A 21,556-nucleotide genomic window follows, 5' to 3' on the forward strand; every position below is an offset into this window, starting at 1 on the left:
CTGCTCGGCGTGGTCAGTCGCGGGCGAAGCTCGCCCACGCGCGGACGACGACCTCGCCCGCGGCGTCGGTCCCGGACAGGGTGACGTCGACGCGCGCTTCGCCGTCCTGCACGTAACTCTGCGTGATGTGCCCCGCGCAGGTCATGACTTCGCCGGACGGCAGCGCGCGCAGCACCCTGGTGCGGAACCGGCGGATGTTCTCCGCGCCGAGCCAGTCGGTGGCGTAGGTGGCAAGCAGCGCAGTCGCCTGCGGTGAAACCGGTTCACCCAGTAGGGGTTCGGCGGCGGCCCAGGACTCGGCGACGAGTCCGCCGGTGCGGTCGAAGTAGCGGGTCAGCGACTCGGCGGCGCTGACCGCGGGCGCACCCGGCGCGCCGGCGCGGATCGCGGTCAGCTGGTCGCCCGCGCGCGGCGGCGGGCCGAAGAATCGGTGATCGGTCTCCGCCCGGCCGCCCGCGGCGCCGACCCCGTCGGCGGGCAGGAAGGTCGGCGGGACCACGGGTCGTTCGGCGAGCCGGTAGGCCGGATTGTGGGAGTGCGCCGCCTCGGCGAACATCCGGATGTCGGCGGTCTCCAGCACCATCGCGACGTTACCCATGGTCATTCCTCTCATCCGGCGGATGCCGTCACGGTAGGGCGGACCGCGCGCCTGTGACCGGTTCCTCTCCCACTGATCGGGACGCCGGGCGAACACCGCGAAAACATGTCCGCTGACCGGGAACCCACCGGCGCGGACCCCCGTCGGCGGCGCGACCATCGGCGCAGCTCATCCCACTCCGTCCGATACATGGAGGTTTCGATGCCGGAGAACCCGCCGAACGGCCGATCACTGGACGCCACCGCCGATTACCGACAGATCGAGGCCGCTGCCGCGCCGACCCGCTTCGCGCGCGGCTGGCACTGCCTCGGCCTGCTCTCGTCGTTCCGCGACGGCACGCCGCACGAGGTGAAGGCGTTCGGCACCACCCTGGTGGTGTTCCAATCCGAATCCGACGGCGCGCTGCACGTGCTCGACGGTTTCTGCCGCCACATGGGCGGCAACCTGGCGCACGGCACCGTCAAGGGCGACTCGATCGCCTGCCCGTTCCACGACTGGCGCTGGGGCGGCAACGGCAAGTGCACGGCGATCCCCTACGCGCGCCGGGTCCCCCCGCTGGCCAAGACCCGCTCGTGGCCGACGCTCGAGCGCAACGGTCAGCTGTTCGTCTGGAACGACCCGCAGGGCAGCACGCCCACCGACGACGTGACCATCCCCGAGATCGAGGGCTACGGCACGCCGGAATGGACCGACTTCACCTGGAATTCGATTCTGATCGAGGGCTCGCACTGCCGTGAGATCGTCGACAATGTCGTCGACATGGCGCACTTCTTCTACGTGCACTACTCGTTCCCGCGCTACTTCAAGAACGTCTTCGACGGCCACGTCGCCACCCAGTACATGCGCTCGACCCCGCGCCACGACATCTCCGTCGGTACCAGCTACGACGATCCGAACTCCACCCTGCGTTCGGACGCCTCGTACTTCGGCCCGTCGTACATGATCGACTGGCTCTGGAGCGAGGCACAGGGCATGACGATCGAGACCGTCCTGATCAACTGCCACTACCCCGTCGACGACAACTCCTTCGTGCTCCAGTACGGCGCGATGGTGAAGAAGCCCGAGGGCATGTCCGACGCCGACGCCACCGCGATGGCCGAGCAGTTCGCCGCCGGTGTGGCCGTCGGCTTCGAGCAGGACGTGGCGATCTGGAAGAACAAGGCACCGATCGACAACCCGCTGCTCTCGGAGGAAGACGGGCCGGTCTACCAGCTGCGACGCTGGTACAAGCAGTTCTACGTCGACGTCGAGGACGTCACCGAGGACATGACCAAGCGCTTCGAGTTCGAGATCGATACCGACCGCGCGGTGACGAGCTGGGAAGCCGAGGTGGCCGACAACATCGCCCGCGGCGCCATCGTCGACACCCTGTCCTGACTTCGCCCACCCCGAACAGAAAGCACCACCTGCGATGACCAAGGTTCTCGACAACATCGCCGCGATCGCCGACCAGCTGCGCGATCAGGCCCCGGAGGCAGAGCGTCTCGGGCAGCTGCCCGACGCCACGGCCCAGCTACTCAAGACGGCGGGCCCGATCCGCCTGCTGCAGCCCAAGAAGTACAGCGGCTTCGAGGCGCATCCGCGCGAGTTCGCCGAGACGGTGATGGCCACCGCCGCGCTCGATCCGGCCAGCGGCTGGATCACCGGCATCGTCGGCGTGCACCCGTGGCAGCTGGCCTTCGCCGATCCGAAGGTGCAGGACGAGGTGTGGGCCGACGACCACGACACCTGGATGGCCTCGCCCTACGCGCCGACCGGCATCGCCCGCCCGGTCGACGGCGGTTACCTCTTCAACGGCCGCTGGCAGTTCAGCTCCGGCACCGACCACTGTGACTGGATCTTCCTGGGCGCCATGCTCGGCAACCCCGACGGCTCGATGGCCCTGCCGCCGACGATGCTGCACATGATCCTGCCGCGGCAGGACTACCAGATCGTCGAGGACTCCTGGAATGTGGTGGGCCTCAAGGGCACCGGCTCCAAGGACATCATCGTCAAGGACGCGTTCGTGCCCGACTACCGGGTGATGAACGGCGATCACGTCATCGACGGCACCGCGCAGAAGGAGTACGGGGTCACCGAGACGCTGTACAAGATGCCGTGGTCGACGATGTTCCCGCTGGGCATCAGCTCCGCGGTCGTCGGTATCGCCGAGGGCGCCCTGGCCGCGCACCTGGACTACCAGCGCGACCGGGTCGGCGCGCAGGGCACCGCGGTCAAGGACGACCCGTACGTGCTGTTCGCCATCGGCGAGGCCGCCGCCGACATCAATGCCGCGCGCCAGGAACTGCTGGCCAACGCCGACAAGATCTTCGACGCCGTCGACGCGGGCAAGGAGATCGGCTTCGCCGAGCGGGCCGCGGTCCGGCGTACCCAGGTGCGTGCGGCCTGGCGCGCGGTCTCGGCCGTGGACCAGATCTTCGCCCGTTCCGGCGGCAACGCCATGCGGACCGACAAGCCGCTGCAGCGCTACTGGCGCGACGCGCATGTCGGCCTCGCCCACGCCATCCACGTGCCGAGCACCGTGTACCACGCCTCGGCCGTCAGCTCCCTCGGTCTCGAGCCGGCGGACCACCTCCGCTCGATGATCTGACCCGAAATACCACGAAGGACAACGGACAATGACTGACATCAGAGGCCTCGGCTACGTCAAGATCCAGACGGCCGACATGGATCGGTGGCGCACCTTCGCGTTCGACGTGCTCGGCTTCGCGCAGGGCAGCGGACCCGACGAGAACGCGCTGTACCTGCGGATGGACGAGCGTGCGGCGCGCATCACGGTCGTGCCGGGTGACAGCGACGCCATCGTGACCATCGGCTGGGAGGTGCGCGATCACGCGGCCCTGGTCCGGGTGCAGGAAGCGGTCACCGCGGCAGGCATCGCCGTCGAGCCGCTCTCGGTCGAGGAGGCCGACGCACGCCGGGTCGAGGAGGTCATCACCTTCCAGGACCCGACCGGCGCGACGCTCGAGATCTTCCACGGCGCGGTGCTCGACCACAGCCCGGTGGTGACGCCGTTCGGCGCGAGGTTCGTCACCGGCGCCCAGGGCCTGGGCCATGTGGTGCTCCCGACCATGGACCCCAACGGCGCGTTCGGCTTCTACACCGACGTGCTCGGGTTCCTGCCGCGCGGCGCGTTCCGGATCCCGGCGCCGCCGGAGTTCGGGCCGATGCGGGTGCGCTTCCTCGGCGTCAACGAGCGGCACCACAGCCTCGCGCTGTGCCCCGCGCCGCACGGTGGCGCCCCCGGCCTGGTGCACATCATGGTGGAGGTCGACTCCCTCGACGCCGTCGGCCAGGCCCTGGACCGCGTCACCAAGGACGGGTTCTCGGTGTCCTCGACGCTGGGCAGGCACACCAACGACAAGATGGTGTCGTTCTACGTGCGCGCGCCCGGCGGCTGGGATGTCGAGTTCGGCACCGAGGGGATGCGGGTCGACGAGACCTATTACACCGCCGAGGAAATCACCGCCGACAGCTACTGGGGCCACGACTGGTCCGGCAGCGAGCCGCTCGCGGCCATGTAACCGCGCACAGCCCTTCGACGGCCCCCGTCCCGAGCTCTCCGCTCGGCACGGGGGCCGTCGTCGTTGCCCGCAGTTCGAAGAATCATGTGACAACGGACACAGAGGATGGTATCAATAGGTATATGCCTAATCGAAATATGCGGCTGGGCATCAGCTCGTAGATCCGAAATGGAGCGCTCCATGGTCATCCAGGCCGAGGCCACCACCCCCAGTGCGATCCTCGATCGCGCGTCCCTGCTGCTCGACGCCTTCGACGGCCCGGGCAGGCTCACCCTCGCCCAGATCGTCCGGCGTACCGGGCTACCCCGGTCCTCGGCGCACCGCATGCTGGAGCGGCTGGTGCAATTGCGCTGGCTGCGCCGCGAAGGGCGCGATTACGAGCTCGGGATCCGGTTGATGGAGCTCGGTTCGCTGGCCGTGCACCAGGACCGGCTGCATCGCGCGGCGATGCCGTTCCTGCACGAGCTGCACCGGGTCACCGGGTTCGTCGTACATCTGGCCGTCCTCGACGGTCCCGACGTCGTGTACCTGGACAAGGTGGGCGGCGATCTGGCCGCCGCGGTCCCGACCCGGGTCGGCGGCAGGCGGCCCGCGCACTGTACGGCGGTCGGCAAGGCGATCCTGGCCTACTCCGACGAGCGCAGGCTCGGCGAGGTCGTCACCGGCCAGGCCACCGCCCGCACCAAGTACTCGCTGACCACCCGGGCCCAACTCGATGTCGAGCTGCACAAGGTGCGCGCGCACGGGATCGCGGTCGAGCGCGAGGAGTCGCTGGCCGGCTTCGGCTGCATCGCCGCCCCGATCGGCGATCTCGGCGAGTCCGCGGTGGCCGCGGTGTCGGTGTGCGGGCCGGTCGACCGGATGGTGTTCGACCATCGGCTCTCCGCGCCGGTGCGCACGACGGCGCTCAATATCTGGCGCCACGTCGACGACGGCCGGGTGCGGGTCCGCCCCACCCTGCAGCAGCATCCGCGGCCGCTGGGCGTCGGTCCGGCGTCGCGGGTAGCCACCGATCACCGCGCGCCCCGCTACGCGTGATCCCGCGGTGCGCCGCCCGGCGGGAGCGGGCGGCGGCCGGGATCAAGCGGGGTCGTTCTCGCAGAAGCTGTGGCAGACGCGATCGTGGACGATCACGTCCGGGCATTCCGGATCGAACCACCGGTCGACGTGCGCCCAGTGCACCGGATGCATCAGATACGGGCCGTCGAGTCCGTCGAGATCGGTGAACTCCTGCTCCCAAACATGCGTCCACGGCACGGATCCCATGCCGTGACGCACCCGGCTCAACCGCCAGGACAGCATCGTCGGGATGTAGTGCGGCATGCGCAGCAGGTCCGCCTCGAAGCGCTCCACCGTCGCACCCGGCGTCGCGGGCGCGACCCGCAGCAGCAGCACCCGGTACACCGAGCCCGGCGCGCGCGGCTCGGCGAAACCAGCGGTGCCGCCGTCGTATTCGGCACCGTCGACATGCCTCACGCACGGGTCGGCGAGCACCGCGTCCACCGCGCCCGCACAGGTCTCCCAGTCGGCGACCTCGTCGAAGCGCAAGTGCGCCAGCACATCACCGCCGTTGCGCACCCCCGGCAGGGTGGGCTGGACCAGCACCCGGCGGGCCACCCCGGACACCGCCGAACGCAGATCCGCCCTGAGCTGATCGGCGGCCGGACCGCCCGCCGGTGACAGATGCACCAGCCGAACGACATCAAACATCGGCGAGCCTCTCGATCTCGGACGCCTCGGCCCCGATCGAGCGCGTGCGCCGCGCGACCAGGTCGTCCACGTCGGCCCACCAGCGCCGCACCGCCGGGTCGGACCGCCCCTGCCAGGTCATCGCCCACCACCCCTCGGCCCCGTCGAGCACCCAGGTCGCGGTGACGGTGTTGGACTCGTCGGGAAACCAGATCGGCGGACTCACCACGATCCGCTCCAACGTCATCCCCCGCTCGCGGGCACCCGGCGCGTACTCACGCAGATAGGCGTCGACGAAGTCCCTGGCCCGCCCGGGTTTCGTCACTACGGTGTCGGTCACGTAGACCTTCGCGGTGTTCATGTGCCGACGGTAGGCATCGCGCGCGACGCGTCGACCTGGGGTTTCCGCCCAGCGGGAGAACGGGGTCCGAACCGTACCGGCCCGACCCTACGGTGGGCCGACGACCGGTTCGACCGTCGAACCTCGTCGCGAGATCTCCAGGAGGGTCAGTGACTGTCCGCGTCTATCCCACCACCGGACCGGGGGCTGTGCCGGATCCCGAAGTGGCGGCGATGCTCGCCACGCTCGACGCCGGTTTCCCCGATATCGCCACGATGCGCGCCGCCGAGGTGCGCGCCGCCATCCTCGCCAGGCGCGCGCCGCTGAAGTACCTGCCCGAGATGCGCGCGGCACGCGATGTGGTCATCGCGGGGCCGGGCGGCGAGCTGACCCTGCGCGTCTACCAGCCGTACGGTTCCGGGCAGGCGCTGCCGGTGATCGTGTTCGCGCACGGCGGCGGCTTCGTGTTCTGCGATCTCGACAGTCACGACGAGTTCTGCCGATCGATGGCCGCGGGGGTCGGCGCGGTCGTGGTCGCGGTCGACTACCGGCTCGCGCCCGAGCACCCGGGGCCCGCCGCGCACGAGGACGTCCTCGCCGCGCTGCGCTGGGTCGCCGAGCACGCGGGCGAGTACGGCGGTGATCCGGCGCGGATCGCGCTGGCCGGCGACAGCGCGGGCGGCAATCTCGCCGCGACCGTGGCCATCGCGGTCCGCGACGGCGGAGGCCCCACGATCGCGGCGCAGATCCTGTTCTATCCGGTGATCGACGACGACTTCGAGACCGAGTCCTACCAGCGGTTCGGCACCGGCCACTACAACACGACAAGCGCGATGCGCTGGTACTGGCGGCAGTACGCCCCGCACGGCACCGACGACGTCCGCCTGGTCCCGACCAGGGCCGAGTCGCTGGCCGGGCTGCCGCCCGCGGTGGTGATCACCGCCGAACTCGACCCGCCGTGTTCGGCGGGCGACGCCTACGCCCGCCGGCTCGCCGACGACGGCGTCACCGTGCGGCACCGCCGCTACGACGGGCTGTTCCACGGCTTCCTCACCATCCCGTCGCTGGCCGCGACCGCCGCCGCGCGCACCGAGATCTGGGCCATGACGCGCGAGGTACTCGGCACGCCCTGACCGCTTCCCCCGGCGCCGCTGCGGACGACATCGAGCGGCTGACCGCGAAGTAACCGGTCGTGGGGGCGCCGCGAGCGCCCCCACGCCTACTCCGCCGCGTCGGGTGGCAGGCCCTCTTCTTCGCGCACCCGTTGCTCGATCTCGCGCCAGCGCCCCGGCGTCGGATGGGGGTAGTCGGCGCGATCGTCGTGTTCGGCACCGGCCAGGACCTTGGCCGCGTTGTCGATGTCGTCGATCAGCTGCTGGGCCAGTTCCCGCTCGGCCGCGTAGTGACGCTGCGCCCACTGCAGCACGATCTGCGAATAGGCCCAGCCCGGTTCGGATTTCGCGGCCTCGGCGTCGATCGCGGCCCGCTGCTCGAGCTGGTCGACATCGGCGATGTGATCGCGCAGGATCTGTTTGAGCCGATCCGGCGAGCCGAGGTGACCGAACATGACCCGCACCAGCACATGGTGTTTGAGCACCGACGGATCGACCGGCGCCTTGTTCCACCACAGGGTGACCGCGGCCCGGCCCGCGTCGGTGATCCGGTAGAGCCGCTTACCCCGCATGGCGTTGTCGTGGTCGAGCCGCGAACTCGCGAAACCGTGCTGCTCGAGCTTCTTCAGCTCGGCGTAGATCTGGCTGTAGGACGGCGTCCAGTAGAAGTAGCGCAGGCTCCAGTCGGCCCACTTCTTCAGGTCGTAGCCGGAGACCTCTTCCTCGTAGGAGAGCATGGCGAGAACCGCCCAGCTGGTCGGCGGCAGGTTGGGCACGCCGGGATCGGGGTCGGGAGTCGCCATCGGTGCATGTTAGCAACCGCCGGTACCGCCTTTTGCCCGCCGACAACCGCTCACCGGGAGAACATCTTGAGCCGGTCCCCGCTCACCCCGGATCGTGGAGGCAACGAATTCCGTTCGGGAGGACCCCTATGAATGCAGACAACGTCGCCGTCGACGCAGGTATCCCAGCCCCCGCCGACCTGCGCAGAGTGCTCGGTCATTTCGCGACCGGCGTCGCGGTGATCGCCGCTCACGACGGGACGCGGCCGCTCGGCTTCACCTGCCAGTCGGTGGTGTCGGTGTCGCTGGACCCGCCGTATGTGTCGTTCTGCCCGGCCAAGAGTTCCACCAGCTGGCCGCTGCTGCGCGAGGCGGGCGCCCTGTGCATCAATATCCTGGCCGAGGAGCAGAGCGAGCTGTGCCGCCGGTTCGCGGTCAGCGGTGCCGACAAGTTCGCCGGCGTCGACTGGGACCGGGCGGGTAACGGCGCGCCCGCGCTGGCCGGGGCGCTGGCCCACATCGAGGTGAGCGTCGAGCTCGAGCACGACGCGGGCGATCACACGGTGGTGCTGGCCCGGATCGCCGATCTGCGGGCCACCGAGGGCGGCAAGCCGCTGCTGTTCTATCGCGGCGGGTTCGGCGGCTTCGCGGCCTGAACGACAACGGCGGGGTGGTCCGATCGGACCACCCCGCCGCCGTGTCTCACGCCTCGAGGACGTCGAAGCCCTTGTATCCCGCGGCCGCGACCTCGGCGATGATCTCGCCGTAGACCCCGAAGCCGCCGACGAAGGGCATGAACACCCGCGGCCTGCCCTCGATATTGGCGCCCAGGTACCACGAATTCGCCTGGGTCATCAGTGTTCCCGACGCCCTGGTCGCGCATTCGCGGACCCAGTCGGCCACCGCGTCCGGCCTGGCCTCCAGCGCCACCGCTCCCCGGCCGTCGAGGAAGCCGATGGCCTCGGCCACCCAGTCGACGTGCAGTTCCGAGTGCAGCACCATGTTGGCCAGCACCGACGGGCTGCCGGGACCGGTCAGGTTGAACAGGTTCGGGAAGCCCGTCATGCCCAGTCCCAGATAGGTCTTCGGCCCTTCCCGCCACGCCTCGTTGAGCGATTCGCCGCCGCGGCCGACGATGTTCATCCGCGACACCGAACCGGTCATCGCGTCGAATCCGGTGGCCAGCACCAGGGTGTCGAGCGGATAGTGCGTCTCGGTGGTGTGCACGCCGGTGGCGTCGACGCGGCTGATCGGAGTCGCCCGCAGGTCGACCAGCTCGACGTTGGCCCGGTTGTAGGTCTGGTAGTAGTTCGTGTCGGTGCAGATCCGCTTGGTGCCGATCGGGTGATCGCGCGGCACCAGCAGGTCGGCCACCCGCGGGTCGTCGATCACGGCCCGCACCTTCTCCTCCCAGAACTCGCGCGCGGTGTCGTTGGCGGCCAGGGTCACCAGCTGATCGGGGAAGGTCTTGCTGAACAGCACCCCGCCCAGCGCCCAGCGCCGCTCGTAGGCCTCGCGCAGTTCCTGCTCGCTCACCGCGAGGGCCGACTGCGGGTGCGCCTGGTGCGGGGAACCGCCGCCGCTGGCCATCGACAGCCGCCTGCGCTCGGCATAGTTCGCCTTCTGCGCCTGCCGGTCCGCCTCGCTCAGCGGCGTATTTCCCGCGGGCACACTGTAATTGGCGGTCCGCTGGAAGACGTGCAGCTGCTCGGCCTGTTCGGCCAGGCACGGGATGGTCTGGATGCCGGACGATCCGGTGCCGATCACCCCGACCCGCTGCCCGGTCAGGTCGACGCCCTCGTGCGGCCAGTGCGAGGTGTGCAGCACCCGGCCCGCGAAGGTGTCGAGGCCGTCGATGGCCGGGGTGTTCGCGTTCGACAGCGGACCGGTGGCCAGCACCACGAACCGGGCCGAGACGGACCGGCCGGTGTCGGTGTCGACCTGCCAGCGCAGGGTCTGCTCGTCGAGCACGATATCGGTGACGCGGGTACCGAATTCGATGTCGCGACGCAGGTCGTAGCGGTCGGCGACGTGCTCGAGATAGGACAGGATCTCGGGCTGGGTGGCGTACTTCTCGCTCCAGTTCCACTCCTGTTGCAGCGCGTCGTCGAACGAGTACGAGTAGTCCACGCTCTCCACGTCGCACCGCGCGCCCGGGTAGCGGTTCCAGTACCAGACGCCGCCCACGCCCTCGCCTGCTTCGAACACCCGCACGGTCAGGCCGCTGCCGCGGAAGCGGTGCAGTGCGTACAGGCCGTCGGCGATGCCGGCACCGACGACGACCACGTCGACGTCGGCCGGGCCGTTCACTGATGCCGATGGGGTCTCGGGATTCACAGTGCCTACCTTTCGATGGAGACCGGTTCTCTGCGAGCGACGCTAAGGACGGGCGAGCCCCGAGAGCAGATGTCCTTCCCGCTGACCGGCACGTTCGCGCATCGATCGCCTCCCGGTGATCGGGACGGCCCGCACCGTGACCGCCGTCACCCGACCTACCGTCATCGCCACTACGAGGTGGTACCAGGAGGAAACAGTGGTGGACTGGAACGACGAGGTGGACGTGCTGGTCGCGGGCTCGGGCGGTGGCCTGGCCGGCGCCTACACCGCCGCCCGCGAGGGGCTCGACGTCGCGGTGGTCGAGGCGACCGACAAGTTCGGCGGCACGACCGCGTATTCGGGTGGCGGTGGCGTCTGGTTCCCGTGCAACCCGGTGCTGGAGCGGGCGGGCACCGACGACACGATCGACGACGCGCTCACCTACTACCGCGCCGTCGTCGGTGATCGCACGCCCGACGAGCTACAGCAGACCTACGTCCGGCGGGGTCGCGACCTCATCGCCTATCTGGAAGCCGACGACCATTTCGATTTCCAGATGCTGCCGTGGCCGGACTACTTCGGTAAGGCGCCCAAGGCCAGGCTCGACGGGCAGCGCCACATCATGCCGACTCCGCTGCCCGCCGCCGAGCTCGGCGAGCTGCGCGAGTCGCTGCGCGGACCGCTCGACACCGACCGGCTCGGCGCTCCCCTGCCGGAGCTGCTGATCGGCGGGCAGGCGCTGATCGGGCGGATGCTGCGCGCACTGTCGACCTATCCGCACGCGAAGCTGTACCTGGAGTCGCCGCTGGTGGAGCTGGTGGTCGAGGACGGCGTGGTGACCGGCGCGATCGTCGAACGCGACGGCGGCCGGTTCGCGATCCGGGCCCGTCGTGGCGTGGTGCTCGCGGCGGGCGGTTTCGAGCAGAACGCGCAACTGCGCGCGCACTACGGCGTGCCCGGCGAGGCGCGCGACACCATGGGGCCCTGGGGAAATCAGGGTCTGGCGCACCAGGCGGGCATCGCGGCGGGCGCCGACACCGATCTGATGGATCAGGCGTGGTGGTCGCCGGGCCTGACCCACCCGGACGGGCGCTCGGCGTTCGCGCTGTGGTTCACCGGCGGCATCTTCGTCGACCAGGAGGGCAGCCGGTTCGTCAACGAGTCCGCGCCCTACGACCGGCTCGGCCGTGAGGTGATCCGGCAGATGAACGATCGCGGCCTGACGCTGCCGTTCTGGATGATCTACGACGACAAGGAAGGCGAGGTGCCGCCGATCAAGGCCACCAACGTGTCCATGGTCGAGACGCAGAAGTATGTCGACGCGGGCCTGTGGCACACCGCCGACACCCTCGCCGAACTGGCCGCGAAGATCGGCGTCCCGGCGGCGAATCTCGAGGCCACGGTGGAGCGGTTCAACGGCATGGTCGCCGCCGGCGTCGACCCGGACTTCGGGCGCGGCGACGAGGCCTACGATCGCGCCTTCTCCGGCGGCGAACCGCCCCTGGTGACCATCGACAAGGGCCCGTATCACGCGGCGGCGTTCGGCATCTCCGATCTCGGCACCAAGGGCGGCCTGCGCACCGACACCGCGGCCAGGGTGCTGGGCCGCGACGGCACGCCGATCGAGGGCCTCTACGCGGCGGGCAACACCATGGCCGCGGTCAGCGGTGAGGTCTACCCCGGCGGCGGCAACCCGATCGGCGCGTCCATGCTGTTCAGCTACCTCGCCGTGCGGCACATGCTGGGCGACTGAACCGCCCGGGTCCCTCCCGCTGGCCGGGAGGGGCCCGTCGCCACCGGCCACCGAGTGTGGTTCGGTTCACATATCCACTCTTCTCGACATTTCAGGAGCAATACGATGGCTTCAGCGGACGACATTCGCGCGACGGTGCGCAAGTATGTGGAGGCCGTCGGCAGCGGTACGGCTGCCGACGTCGTCGCCCTCTACCGCGAGGACGCGACGGTGGAGGATCCGGTCGGCACCGAACCGCATGTCGGCCACGCGGCGATCACCACGTTCTACGAGGCCATCGAGCCGCTGAAGCGGTCGACGGAACTGTTCTCCGTGCGCGTCGCGGGCAACAGCGCCGCGTTCAGCTTCCGGGTGGTCACCGAGTTCGGCGACCAGACGTTCACCCTCGATCCGATCGATGTCATGACCTTCGACGAGGACGCCCGCATCACCAGCATGCGCGCGTTCTGGTCCCAGGACGACATGGTCGTCGGCTGAGCGAGGCGAGAGTGACTGCGACCGAACAACACTGGGATCACGAAGTCGGCTTCCTCGTCGTCGGCAGCGGCGCGGGCGGGTTGACCGGCGCGCTCGCGGCCGCCGATCGCGGGCTGGACACCCTCGTCATCGAGAAAGCCTCGGTGTACGGCGGCAGCACCGCGCTCTCCGGCGGCGGCATCTGGGTGCCGAACAATCCGACGCTGCTGCGCGAGGGCCTCGGCGACTCCCGCGCGGACGTGCGGGCCTACCTCGACGCCGTCGTCGGCGACCGGGTGCCCACGCAGAACCTGGACGCCTTCATCGACGAGGGTCCGCGCATGCTGGCCTTCCTCGAGACCAGCCCGCACCTGCGATTCCAGTGGTGCACCGGCTATTCCGACTATCACCCCGAGGCGCCGGGCGGGCGGCCCGCCGGTCGCTCCATCGAGCCGCTGCCGGTCGATCTCAAGCAGCTCGGCGAGGACGAGGAGCTGCTGCGCCCCGCCGCGCTGGCGACCCCGCCCGGGCTGTTCATCACCTCCAAGGACTTCGTCCAGCTCAACATGGTGACCCGCACCTGGAAGGCGCGCTGGACCGCGCTGCTGACCGGGCTGCGGGCGGTCAAGGCGATCCTGCTGCGCAGGCACATGGACACCCTCGGCCGGGCGCTGATCGCGCGGCTGCGGCTGGCCCTGCGCGACGCCGACGTGCCGCTGTGGCTGAACACGCCGCTGCGCTCGCTGATCACCGACGCGTCGGGCGCGGTGCTCGGCGTCGTCGCCGAACGCGACGGCCGCGAGATCCGGATCCGGGCCCGCGACGGGGTGCTGCTGGCCACGGGCGGTTTCGAGCACAATCAGGCGATGCGCAAGCGCTATCTGCCCGAGGGCGCGCGCGACAACTTCAGCGCCGCCTCGATCGACAACACCGGTGACGGCATCGTCGCGGGCGAGCAGATCGGCGCCGCGGTCGATCTGATGGACGACGCGTGGTGGATGCCCTCGTTCCAGCGGCCCGACGGCATCAATCAGGTGCTGGTCTCGGAGCGGTCGATTCCGCGCTCGATCATCGTCGACAGCACGGGCAAGCGCTTCACCAACGAGGCCTCGCCCTATGTGACGTTCGTGCACGCCCAGCTGCGCGGCAGCCACGATCCGGCCTGGCTGATCGTCGACGCGAAGGCCAAGAGCCGCTACCCCATCGGCGGCATCGTGCCGGGGCAGAAGTTCCCCGCGTCGTGGATCTCGAGCGGTCTGGTGCGCAGCGCGCCCGATATCGACGGCCTGGCCACCGAGATCGGCGTGCCCGTCGCCACGCTGCGCGAGACCGTCGACCGGTTCAACGGATTCGCCGAGGAGGGTCACGACGCCGACTTCGGTCGCGGTGTCAGCGCCTACGACAACTACTACGGCGACCCGACGCTGTCGACGCCGGCGCTCGATGTCCTGGACAAGGGCCCGTACTACGCGCTGCGGGTGCGCATCGGTGATCTCGGCACCAAGGGCGGTCTGGTCTACAACGCCGACGCCCAGGTGCTGCGCGCCGACGGCTCGCCCATTCCCGGCCTCTACGCCGCGGGCAACACCTCGGCTGCCGTGATGGGCAACGACTACGCGGGCGCGGGCGCCACCATCGGCCCCGCGATGGTGTTCGGCTACGTCGGCGCGCGGCACGCCGCCGGTGAGCGCTGAGGCGGGCATCATGCATCCCGTCGAATGCGCGACCTGCGGCAACAAGGTGCTGGCCGAGAAGTTCAGCCCCAGCCACACCAGCATCCAGTGGCTCGACGACGCCGAGTCCGCGTGCCCGGAGTTCGCCCGGCGCGCGGCCCTCGGCGAGCCGAGCAGCTGGATCCCCACCTGCTCGGCGCTGCGCGATTCGATCGAGAACGCGGTCCGCGCGGGCGAATTGGCGACCGATCAGCTGCGGCACGAGCCGGTCCCCGGCCGGCTCGGCTGACCCCACACCTCAGGAGAGACGACTCATGAACAGACTCGACGGACACCGGACCCTGGTCACCGGCGCCGCGTCCGGCATCGGCCAGGCCACCGTGCTCCGGCTCCTCGACGAGGGCGCCCGGGTGGTCGGCGCCGACGTGTCGGCCGACGGTCTCGCGGCCACCCTGGCGCGGGCCACCGAACGCGGCACCGCGGACCGGCTGACCACCCTGACCATCGACATCGGCGCCGAGCAGTCGGTGATCGACGGCGTGCGCTCAACGGTCGAGACCCTCGGCGGGCTGGACTCGCTGGTCAACGCGGCGGGCATCCTGCGCGCCGCGCACACCGAGCAGACTTCCCTCGAGCTGTGGGATCTGATCCTGCGGATCAACCTCACCGGCACCTTCCTGGTGGTCCGCGAGGCACTGCCCGCGCTGCTGGCCAACCCGCGCGCGACCATCGTGAACTTCAGCTCCACCTCGGCGGCCTTCGCGCACCCGTACATGGCGGCCTACGCGGCGAGCAAGGGCGGCATCCAGTCCTTCACCCACGCCATCGCCCTCGAGTACGGCGGCAAGGGCCTGCGCGCGGTGTGCGTCGCGCCGGGCAGCATCAAGTCCGGGATCACCGACGCCACGCCGGGTTACGTGCCCGCCGACGCCGACTGGGCGCTGTTCTCGAAATTGTCCCCCGTCCTGCCGACCGATCAGGAATCCGGCGGCGCGGGCATGGGCGACCCGAGCGCGGTGGCCGGCGTGATCGCGATGCTGGTCTCCGAGGACGGCGCGTTCATCACCGGCACCGAGATCCGCATCGACGGGGGCACCCACGCATGACCGACGATCTGAGCTACGAGGCCACCCTGCGCGAGATCCGCACCGACGCGGGTGTGCTGCGCTACCACGAGGCCGGCGACGGTCCGCCGCTGCTGCTCTTGCACGGGTCGGGCCCCGGTGTCACCGGGTGGCGCAACTTCCGCGGCAATCTCGCCACGTTCGCCGACCGATTCCGTTGCCTGGTCCTGGAATTCCCCGGCTTCGGGGTGAGCGACGACTTCGGCGGGCACCCGATGGTCACCGCGCTCGACGCGGTGGTCCGCTTCGTCGACGCGCTGGGCCTGGACAGCGTCGACATCATCGGCAACTCGATGGGCGGCGGCGTCGCGCTCAACTACGCGATCGCGCACCCGGAGCGGGTCGGCAAGCTGGTGACGATCGGCGGTATCGGGCGCAATCTGTTCAGCCCGGGGCCCGGCGAGGGCATCAAGCTGCTGCAGGAATTCACCGAGGCGCCCACCCGCGAGCGGCTGATCCAGTGGCTGCACTCGATGGTCTACGACCCGGCGATGGTCACCGACGAGCTGATCGAGGAGCGCTGGACCCAGGCCACCGATCCGGCGACCCTGGACAGCGCGCGCCGGATGTACAGCAAGGCCGCGTTCGCAATGATGGTGCGGGCGATGGAGGCTTCCGACGCGCCCCCGCCGTGGGCGATGCTGCACAAGGTGCAGGCGCCGACCCTGATCACCTGGGGCCGCGACGACCGGGTGAGCCCGCTGGACATGGCGCTGATCCCGATGCGCACGATCCCGCGCGCCGAACTGCACGTGTTCCCGAACTGCGGGCACTGGGCGATGATCGAGCGCAAGGACGAATTCGAGTCGGCGGTACTGGCGTTCCTGACCCGGAAAGATGCCGATCGGACGGCGTGATCGCTGGTCCGATACCCCCTGTGCGCCGGACGGGAGGAGTCCTCACTCCCCTTCCGTATCCAACATATAGCGCACAGGGGGCCTTGCCGCAAGGCCCCGGTGGTGCCGCATAATCGTCCGCCGAAGCCAGAAGCTGCGGAAACGGGAGTGATCGACGCGCTCCGCCGGGGTCGGTGCACCGGGAAAGTGAGGGCATGTGTCAACTCAGGGGTATCAGGACGAACTACGGTCCGAGCAGCACTACGTGGACGGTCTCTACGCGCGGCTCGACGCCGAGCGCGCGAGGGTGAAGGGCCGCTACAGCGCGGCGCTGCGCGGCAAGGGCGTCTCGGCCATGGACCGGGATTTCGAGGCACGCGCGCTGGCCAAGGAGGCCAAACGCCTGGACGTGGCCGACAACGGGCTGTGCTTCGGCCGGCTCGACGCGCTCTCGGGCGAGGTGTCCTACATCGGCCGCATCGGCCTGTTCGACGAGGCGAACGACTTCGAGCCGCTGCTGCTCGACTGGCGCGCGCCCGCCGCCCGCGCGTTCTATGTCGCGACCGCCGCGTCGCCGGAGGACATGCGCAGGCGCCGCCAGTTCCACACCCGCGGACGACGGGTGCGCGACTTCTCCGACGAGGTGCTCGGCAGGCCCGACGGCGACGAGCGGGGCGACGCGGCACTGCTCGCGGCCGTCAACGCGCCGCGCGGGGAGGGTATGCGCGACATCGTCGCGACGATCCAGGCCGAGCAGGACGAGATCATCCGGCTCGACCACCCCGGTGTCCTCGTGATCGAGGGTGGGCCGGGCACGGGCAAGACGGTGGTGGCGCTGCATCGCGTCGCCTATCTGCTCTACACCCAGCGCGAGCGGATGGAGCGCCAGGGCGTGCTCGTGGTCGGACCCAATCCGGCGTTCCTGCACCATATCTCGCATGTACTGCCGTCGCTGGGCGAAACCAACGTGGTCTTCACGACCGCGGGTGACCTCGTGCCCGGACTGCACGTGACCGCCGAGGACGTGCCGGAGGCGGCCCGTCGGAAGGGTTCGCTGCGGATCCTCGATGTCCTCGCGGCGGCGATCGCAGATCGGCAGCGGCTGCCGGTGGACCCGGTGCCGATCGAGCTCTCCGATGTCATCGTGCGGATCGACGCCGAGACCGCGCAGTGGGCGACCGAGGAGGCCCGGGCGAGCGGGCGGCCGCACAACGAGGCGCGCGCGGTGTTCCGCGAGATCGTCACCTATGTCCTCACCGAGCGCGCGATCGGCCGGATCGGGCAGGGCTGGCTCACCCGCGACGACCGCGAGGCGTGGGAGCAGCTGCGCGCCGACCTGGTCACCGAACTCGCCGACAACGCCGCGTTCACCGCGGCACTCGACGACCTGTGGCCGATCCTGACGCCGGAAACCCTGCTGTCCGAGCTGTATTCGTCGCACGACCGGCTGCGGGCGGCGGGCGCCGATGCCGCGCTCTACCGGGCCGACGGCGCCGCCTGGACCGTCTCGGATGTGCCGCTGCTCGACGAGCTCGTCGACCTGCTCGGCCGGCACCAGCCCGTCGACGACACCGCCGAGCGGGCCGCCAGGGCCGAGGCGGCCTATGCCGCGCGGGTGCTGGAGAACATGGTCAGCCGCGAGGACCACATGGACGATGAGGACCACCTGTTCGCCCAGGACATGCTCTTCGGCGAGGATCTGGCCGAGCGCTTCCTCGAACGCGACACCAGGGAGCTCGCCGAACGCGCTGCCGCGGACCGGGAGTGGACCTACCGGCACGTCGTCGTCGATGAGGCGCAGGAACTGTCGGAAATGGACTGGCGGGTGCTGATGCGCCGCTGCCCCGGCAAGTCCTTCACGATCGTGGGCGATCTCGCGCAGCGGCGCTCGGCGGCCGGGGCGACCTCGTGGGGCTCGATGCTGGAGCCGTACGTGCCGGGCCGCTGGGCCTATCGCGCGCTGACCGTCAACTACCGCACCCCCGCCGAGATCATGGCCGTCGCCGCGGCGGTGCTCGCCGACTTCGCGCCGGACGTGCGGCCACCGGAGTCGGTGCGTGCGTGCGGCGTCCAGCCGTGGTCGCGCCGGGTGGACGCGGACGAACTCGCCACGGCCATCGAGGAATTCGTCCGCGCGGAGTCCGCGCGCGAGGGCACCAGCGTGGTGATCGGTCCGCCCGGTGTGCCGGGTACGGTCACCGCGTCGGAGACCAAGGGCCTCGAGTACGACGCCGTCCTGGTCGTCGAGCCGGCACGGATTCTCGCCGACGGTCCGCGCGGCGCGGCCGAACTGTATGTCGCCCTCACCCGCGCCACCCAGCGCCTGGGTGTGCTCCACCACGGCAGGCTCCCCGAGTCCATGACGGGACGGGACTCGCCGATCTCGTGCCGACGAGCTGACATCCCGGCCGACAACCTCGGCGGCTGTCGATGTCCCGGTGGTGCGTCCCCGTCGAAGGCCGCACCACCGGACAGATCAGCGCTGGGTCGAGCCCGCGTCGACGGGCAGGGTCACCGCGGTGATGTAGCGGGCCTCGTCCGAGGCCAGGAACAGCGCCGCGTTGGCGATGTCGACGGGCTCGACCCACGGGATCGGCAGCATGTTCATCGACACGGCCGCCTCGGCGAACTCCTCGCGCGTCGGATGCTCGCGGTCGGGGCGGAACACCTTGCGCACCATGTCGTTCTGGATCATCGGGGTGTCGACATTGGTCGGATGCACCGAATTGACCCGGACATGGTGCGGGGCCAGCTCTTTGGCGAGCGAGCGCATCAGGCCGACCACACCGTGCTTGGCGGCGGTGTAGTGGGCGACGCCGACCAGCCCGCGCAGGCCCGCGATCGAACTGGTCAGGATCATCGACCCGCCGCCGCGGCTGATCAGGTGCGGGGTGGCGGCCTTGCAGGTCTGCCACACACCGGTCAGGTTGACGTCGATCATGGTCTGCCACTGCTGTTCGGTCAGTTCCAGCGCGGCCCCGCTGGAGCTGATACCGGCAGTGGCGCAGACGATGTCGAGGCCGCCCAACTCGGTGACGGCGGCGTCCACGGCGCTGCGCAGGGCGGCGCCGTCGCGAACGTCGACGGTGGCGGCGACGATGCGCGCGCCGGTCGCCTCGACGGCGCGCACCGTCTCGGCGAGGTCGTCCCGGTTCGCCGGCGGGGACACCACGGTGTCGACCGGTCCGCAGATGTCGACGGCGACGATGTCGGCGCCCTCCTCGGCCAGCCGGATGGCCTGTGCGCGGCCGATGCCCCGCGCGGCGCCGGTGATCAGCGCGATCTTGCCCGAAACCCGTCCCATGTCACACCTTCTGAGTCAGTCCGGCATCCACCACGAGCTGGGTTCCCGTCACGTAACGGGACTCGTCGGATGCGAGGAAGAGCACGGCATTGCTGATGTCGACCGGGTCCACCCACGGCACCGGCAGCACGGTGCGCCGCGCCAGCGCCTCGGCGGCGTCGGCCTGGGTGGGCTCGGCCAGGTCGGGGCGGAGCTTGGCGTACACGGCGTCGTTGAGGATCATCGGCGTGGCCACCGAGCCGGGGTGCACGGTGTTGACCCGGATGCCGCGCGGGCCCAGTTCGTTGGCCAGCGTGCGGGCGAGGCCGACCACGGCGTGCTTGCTCGCCGAGTAGTGCGCGGCGGTCGCCGCGCCGATGATGCCGTTGGTGGAGCTGACGATGACTACCGAACCGCCGTCGTTCAGCGCCGGAACCCCGGCCCGCACGGTGTGCCACATGCCGGTGAGATTGATGTCGATGGTGCGCTGCCAGGCTTCGTCCGTCAGCTCCCAGGACAGGCCGAGCTCGCTGTAGATGCCCGCGTTGGCGACGATCGCGTCGAGGCGGCCCAGCGCGGCGACCCCGTCGGCGACCGCCACATCGAGGGCGGCCTGATCGCGGACGTCGGCCACGGCGGTGACGCACATCCGGCCGACGGCTTCCACCTCGGCCGCCGTCTGCGCGAGCCCCGCCACGGCGGCCTCGATGTCGACGGCGATGATGTCGGCGCCTTCCTCGGCCAGCCGACGGCAATGGGCACGGCCCATTCCCCCGGCCGCGCCGGTCACCAGCGCGACGGTGTTCTGCATGCGGTTCATCGGGCGCCCCCGGGAGATCGAGTGTCCACGAGCCCGACGCTAGGTTCGCCGCCGCGCCGGTCGGCCCGGTTCTTCCCGGTCAGCGGACAGTGCGCGGTGATCTCCCGGCCACCGGGAGCGGTGGACACCGCGCCGTGCCCGAGCTGCGACGGTGGCCACGCAAGACCGGCTCTGTGATCGAGGAGGACACCAGTGACGAAGGCGACTGTCGACGTTCCGCGTGGCTCGCGGGTGGTGACGCTGCGCGTGGCGGCGGTGATCGAGGAAACCGCGGACGCGCGCTCGCTCGTGTTCGAGGTCCCCGACGACGCCGCCGACCGGTTCGCCTACCGGCCGGGCCAATTCCTGACCCTGCGCATCCCCAGCGAACGGCCCGAGCCGGTCGCCCGGTGCTATTCCCTGGCGAGCTCACCGTTCACCGGCGAACCGCCGCGGGTCACGGTCAAGCGGACCGCCGACGGCTACGGCTCGAACTGGTTGTGCGACAACGTCTCCGCTGGCGACACCCTGGACGTGCTGCCGCCGCAGGGCACCTTCACCCCGGCCTCCCTCGACACCGACCTGCTGCTGTGGGCGGCGGGCAGCGGCATCACCCCGGTGATGTCGATCCTGCGCTCGGCACTGGCGCGCGGCACGGGCCGGGTGGTGCTGTTCTACGCCAATCGCGGGCAGGAGTCGGTGATCTTCGCCGAGACGCTGCGCGAGCTGGTGGCGCGGCATCCGGGCCGGGTGCACGTGCTGCACTGGCTCGAATCGGTGCAGGGCCTGCCCACAGCCACCCAGCTGGCGGAGTTCGCCGCGCCGTACGCGTCCTACGAATCGTTCGTGTGCGGGCCCGGCCCGTTCATGGCGGCGGTGACCGAGGCGCTGTCCGGCGCGGGGTGGCCACGGGAGCGGATCACCACCGAGGTGTTCGTCTCGCTGTCCGGTGATCCGTTCGCCGAGCCCGAGCCGATCGCGGCCGCGGAGGCCGGCGACGCCGCGCAGGTCGAGGTGGAACTCGACGGCGCCGTGCACGCGCTGCGCTGGCCACGGTCGCGCACCCTGGTCGATGTGATGCTGGCCGACGGACTCGATGTGCCGTACTCGTGCCGCGAGGGCGAATGCGGTTCGTGCGCCTGCACGGTCGTCGACGGCGCGGTCACCATGGGCCCCAGTTCGATCCTCGATCAGGAAGACATCGACGCCGGCTACACGCTGGCCTGTCAGGCCAGGCCGAGCAGCGATTCGGTCCGCATCCGCTTCTGACC

Annotated in this window: 20 protein-coding genes and 1 pseudogene; 14 read left to right on the forward strand and 7 right to left on the reverse strand. The window is 70.3% G+C overall.

Annotation, left to right across the window (positions count from 1 at the left end):
* Positions 1 to 13: 13 nt before the first annotated feature.
* A complete protein-coding gene (locus NV348_RS00655; protein WP_447145172.1) occupies positions 14 to 598 on the reverse strand; it encodes a hotdog family protein in 585 nt (194 codons plus the stop codon).
* A gap of 201 nt (positions 599 to 799) precedes the next feature.
* On the opposite strand from NV348_RS00655, the gene NV348_RS00660 reads away from it, so the two are divergent.
* The 4 genes from NV348_RS00660 to NV348_RS00675 all read left to right on the forward strand — a co-directional run bounded on the left by NV348_RS00660 (position 800) and on the right by NV348_RS00675 (position 5,160).
* Positions 800 to 1,975: a 3-ketosteroid-9-alpha-monooxygenase, oxygenase component gene (locus NV348_RS00660; protein WP_447145173.1), complete on the forward strand. Its 1,176-nt coding sequence runs from the start codon at positions 800 to 802 to the stop codon at positions 1,973 to 1,975.
* A 34-nt stretch (positions 1,976 to 2,009) separates the two neighbouring features.
* The gene (locus tag NV348_RS00665) at positions 2,010 to 3,188 is read left to right on the forward strand and encodes an acyl-CoA dehydrogenase family protein (RefSeq protein ID WP_447145174.1); all 1,179 of its coding nucleotides are present in this window, start codon (positions 2,010 to 2,012) and stop codon (positions 3,186 to 3,188) included.
* A 28-nt stretch (positions 3,189 to 3,216) separates the two neighbouring features.
* Positions 3,217 to 4,122: a biphenyl-2,3-diol 1,2-dioxygenase gene (gene bphC, locus NV348_RS00670; RefSeq protein ID WP_447145175.1), complete on the forward strand. Its 906-nt coding sequence runs from the start codon at positions 3,217 to 3,219 to the stop codon at positions 4,120 to 4,122.
* Positions 4,123 to 4,302: 180 nt separating this feature from the next.
* A complete protein-coding gene (locus tag NV348_RS00675; protein WP_447145176.1) occupies positions 4,303 to 5,160 on the forward strand; it encodes an IclR family transcriptional regulator in 858 nt (285 codons plus the stop codon).
* 42 nt (positions 5,161 to 5,202) lie between these two features.
* Here NV348_RS00675 and NV348_RS00680 read toward each other — a convergent pair whose 3' ends face one another.
* Together NV348_RS00680 and NV348_RS00685 are read right to left on the reverse strand one after the other, a co-directional pair.
* Positions 5,203 to 5,832, reverse strand: coding sequence for a Dabb family protein (locus NV348_RS00680; protein ID WP_447145177.1), 630 nt, complete (start codon positions 5,830 to 5,832; stop codon positions 5,203 to 5,205).
* Positions 5,825 to 6,172: a hypothetical protein gene (locus tag NV348_RS00685; protein ID WP_447145178.1), complete on the reverse strand. Its 348-nt coding sequence runs from the start codon at positions 6,170 to 6,172 to the stop codon at positions 5,825 to 5,827. Before NV348_RS00685 ends, NV348_RS00680 begins: the two co-directional genes overlap by 8 nt.
* Positions 6,173 to 6,384: 212 nt before the next feature.
* On the opposite strand from NV348_RS00685, the gene NV348_RS00690 reads away from it, so the two are divergent.
* Positions 6,385 to 7,284 carry an alpha/beta hydrolase gene (locus NV348_RS00690; protein ID WP_447150894.1) on the forward strand — a complete coding sequence of 300 codons (900 nt, stop codon included), beginning with the start codon at positions 6,385 to 6,387 and terminating at the stop codon, positions 7,282 to 7,284.
* Positions 7,285 to 7,370: 86 nt separating this feature from the next.
* Here NV348_RS00690 and NV348_RS00695 read toward each other — a convergent pair whose 3' ends face one another.
* Positions 7,371 to 8,066: a PadR family transcriptional regulator gene (locus NV348_RS00695; RefSeq protein WP_447145179.1), complete on the reverse strand. Its 696-nt coding sequence runs from the start codon at positions 8,064 to 8,066 to the stop codon at positions 7,371 to 7,373.
* A 128-nt stretch (positions 8,067 to 8,194) separates the two neighbouring features.
* On the opposite strand from NV348_RS00695, the gene NV348_RS00700 reads away from it, so the two are divergent.
* Positions 8,195 to 8,701: a flavin reductase family protein gene (locus NV348_RS00700; protein WP_447145180.1), complete on the forward strand. Its 507-nt coding sequence runs from the start codon at positions 8,195 to 8,197 to the stop codon at positions 8,699 to 8,701.
* A 46-nt stretch (positions 8,702 to 8,747) separates the two neighbouring features.
* Here the strand turns inward: NV348_RS00700 and NV348_RS00705 are convergent, their stop codons facing one another.
* The gene (locus NV348_RS00705) at positions 8,748 to 10,382 is read right to left on the reverse strand and encodes a flavin-containing monooxygenase (RefSeq protein ID WP_447145181.1); all 1,635 of its coding nucleotides are present in this window, start codon (positions 10,380 to 10,382) and stop codon (positions 8,748 to 8,750) included.
* 196 nt (positions 10,383 to 10,578) lie between these two features.
* On the opposite strand from NV348_RS00705, the gene NV348_RS00710 reads away from it, so the two are divergent.
* The 7 genes and pseudogenes from NV348_RS00710 to helR form a co-directional block, all read left to right on the forward strand.
* On the forward strand, positions 10,579 to 12,114 hold the full coding sequence (locus NV348_RS00710) for an FAD-binding protein (RefSeq protein WP_447145182.1): 1,536 nt from the start codon (positions 10,579 to 10,581) through the stop codon (positions 12,112 to 12,114).
* Positions 12,115 to 12,219: 105 nt separating this feature from the next.
* Positions 12,220 to 12,591: a nuclear transport factor 2 family protein gene (locus tag NV348_RS00715; protein WP_447145183.1), complete on the forward strand. Its 372-nt coding sequence runs from the start codon at positions 12,220 to 12,222 to the stop codon at positions 12,589 to 12,591.
* 11 nt (positions 12,592 to 12,602) lie between these two features.
* Positions 12,603 to 14,264 carry an FAD-binding protein gene (locus NV348_RS00720; protein WP_447145184.1) on the forward strand — a complete coding sequence of 554 codons (1,662 nt, stop codon included), beginning with the start codon at positions 12,603 to 12,605 and terminating at the stop codon, positions 14,262 to 14,264.
* Positions 14,265 to 14,274: 10 nt separating this feature from the next.
* Positions 14,275 to 14,532: a hypothetical protein gene (locus tag NV348_RS00725; RefSeq protein ID WP_447145185.1), complete on the forward strand. Its 258-nt coding sequence runs from the start codon at positions 14,275 to 14,277 to the stop codon at positions 14,530 to 14,532.
* Between the two features lie 25 nt (positions 14,533 to 14,557).
* Positions 14,558 to 15,349: an SDR family NAD(P)-dependent oxidoreductase gene (locus tag NV348_RS00730; RefSeq protein ID WP_447145186.1), complete on the forward strand. Its 792-nt coding sequence runs from the start codon at positions 14,558 to 14,560 to the stop codon at positions 15,347 to 15,349.
* Positions 15,346 to 16,224: an alpha/beta fold hydrolase gene (locus tag NV348_RS00735; RefSeq protein ID WP_447145187.1), complete on the forward strand. Its 879-nt coding sequence runs from the start codon at positions 15,346 to 15,348 to the stop codon at positions 16,222 to 16,224. The genes NV348_RS00730 and NV348_RS00735 overlap by 4 nt, the downstream gene beginning before the upstream one ends.
* Positions 16,225 to 16,420: 196 nt before the next feature.
* Positions 16,421 to 18,571 (forward strand): annotated as a pseudogene (gene helR, locus NV348_RS00740) (RNA polymerase recycling motor ATPase HelR); the annotation flags it as partial.
* A 108-nt stretch (positions 18,572 to 18,679) separates the two neighbouring features.
* On the opposite strand, the gene NV348_RS00745 reads toward helR, so the two are convergent.
* Positions 18,680 to 19,507, reverse strand: coding sequence for a mycofactocin-coupled SDR family oxidoreductase (locus tag NV348_RS00745; protein ID WP_447150895.1), 828 nt, complete (start codon positions 19,505 to 19,507; stop codon positions 18,680 to 18,682).
* Position 19,508: 1 nt separating this feature from the next.
* Positions 19,509 to 20,306 (reverse strand): mycofactocin-coupled SDR family oxidoreductase, encoded by a 798-nt coding sequence (locus NV348_RS00750; RefSeq protein ID WP_447145188.1) that lies wholly within the window; start codon positions 20,304 to 20,306, stop codon positions 19,509 to 19,511.
* 192 nt (positions 20,307 to 20,498) lie between these two features.
* Between NV348_RS00750 and NV348_RS00755 the strand changes: the two genes are divergently transcribed.
* Positions 20,499 to 21,554, forward strand: coding sequence for a 2Fe-2S iron-sulfur cluster-binding protein (locus tag NV348_RS00755; RefSeq protein WP_447145189.1), 1,056 nt, complete (start codon positions 20,499 to 20,501; stop codon positions 21,552 to 21,554).
* Positions 21,555 to 21,556: the final 2 nt, after the last annotated feature.

It is taken from the genome of Nocardia fodinahabitans, from assembly GCF_052983615.1.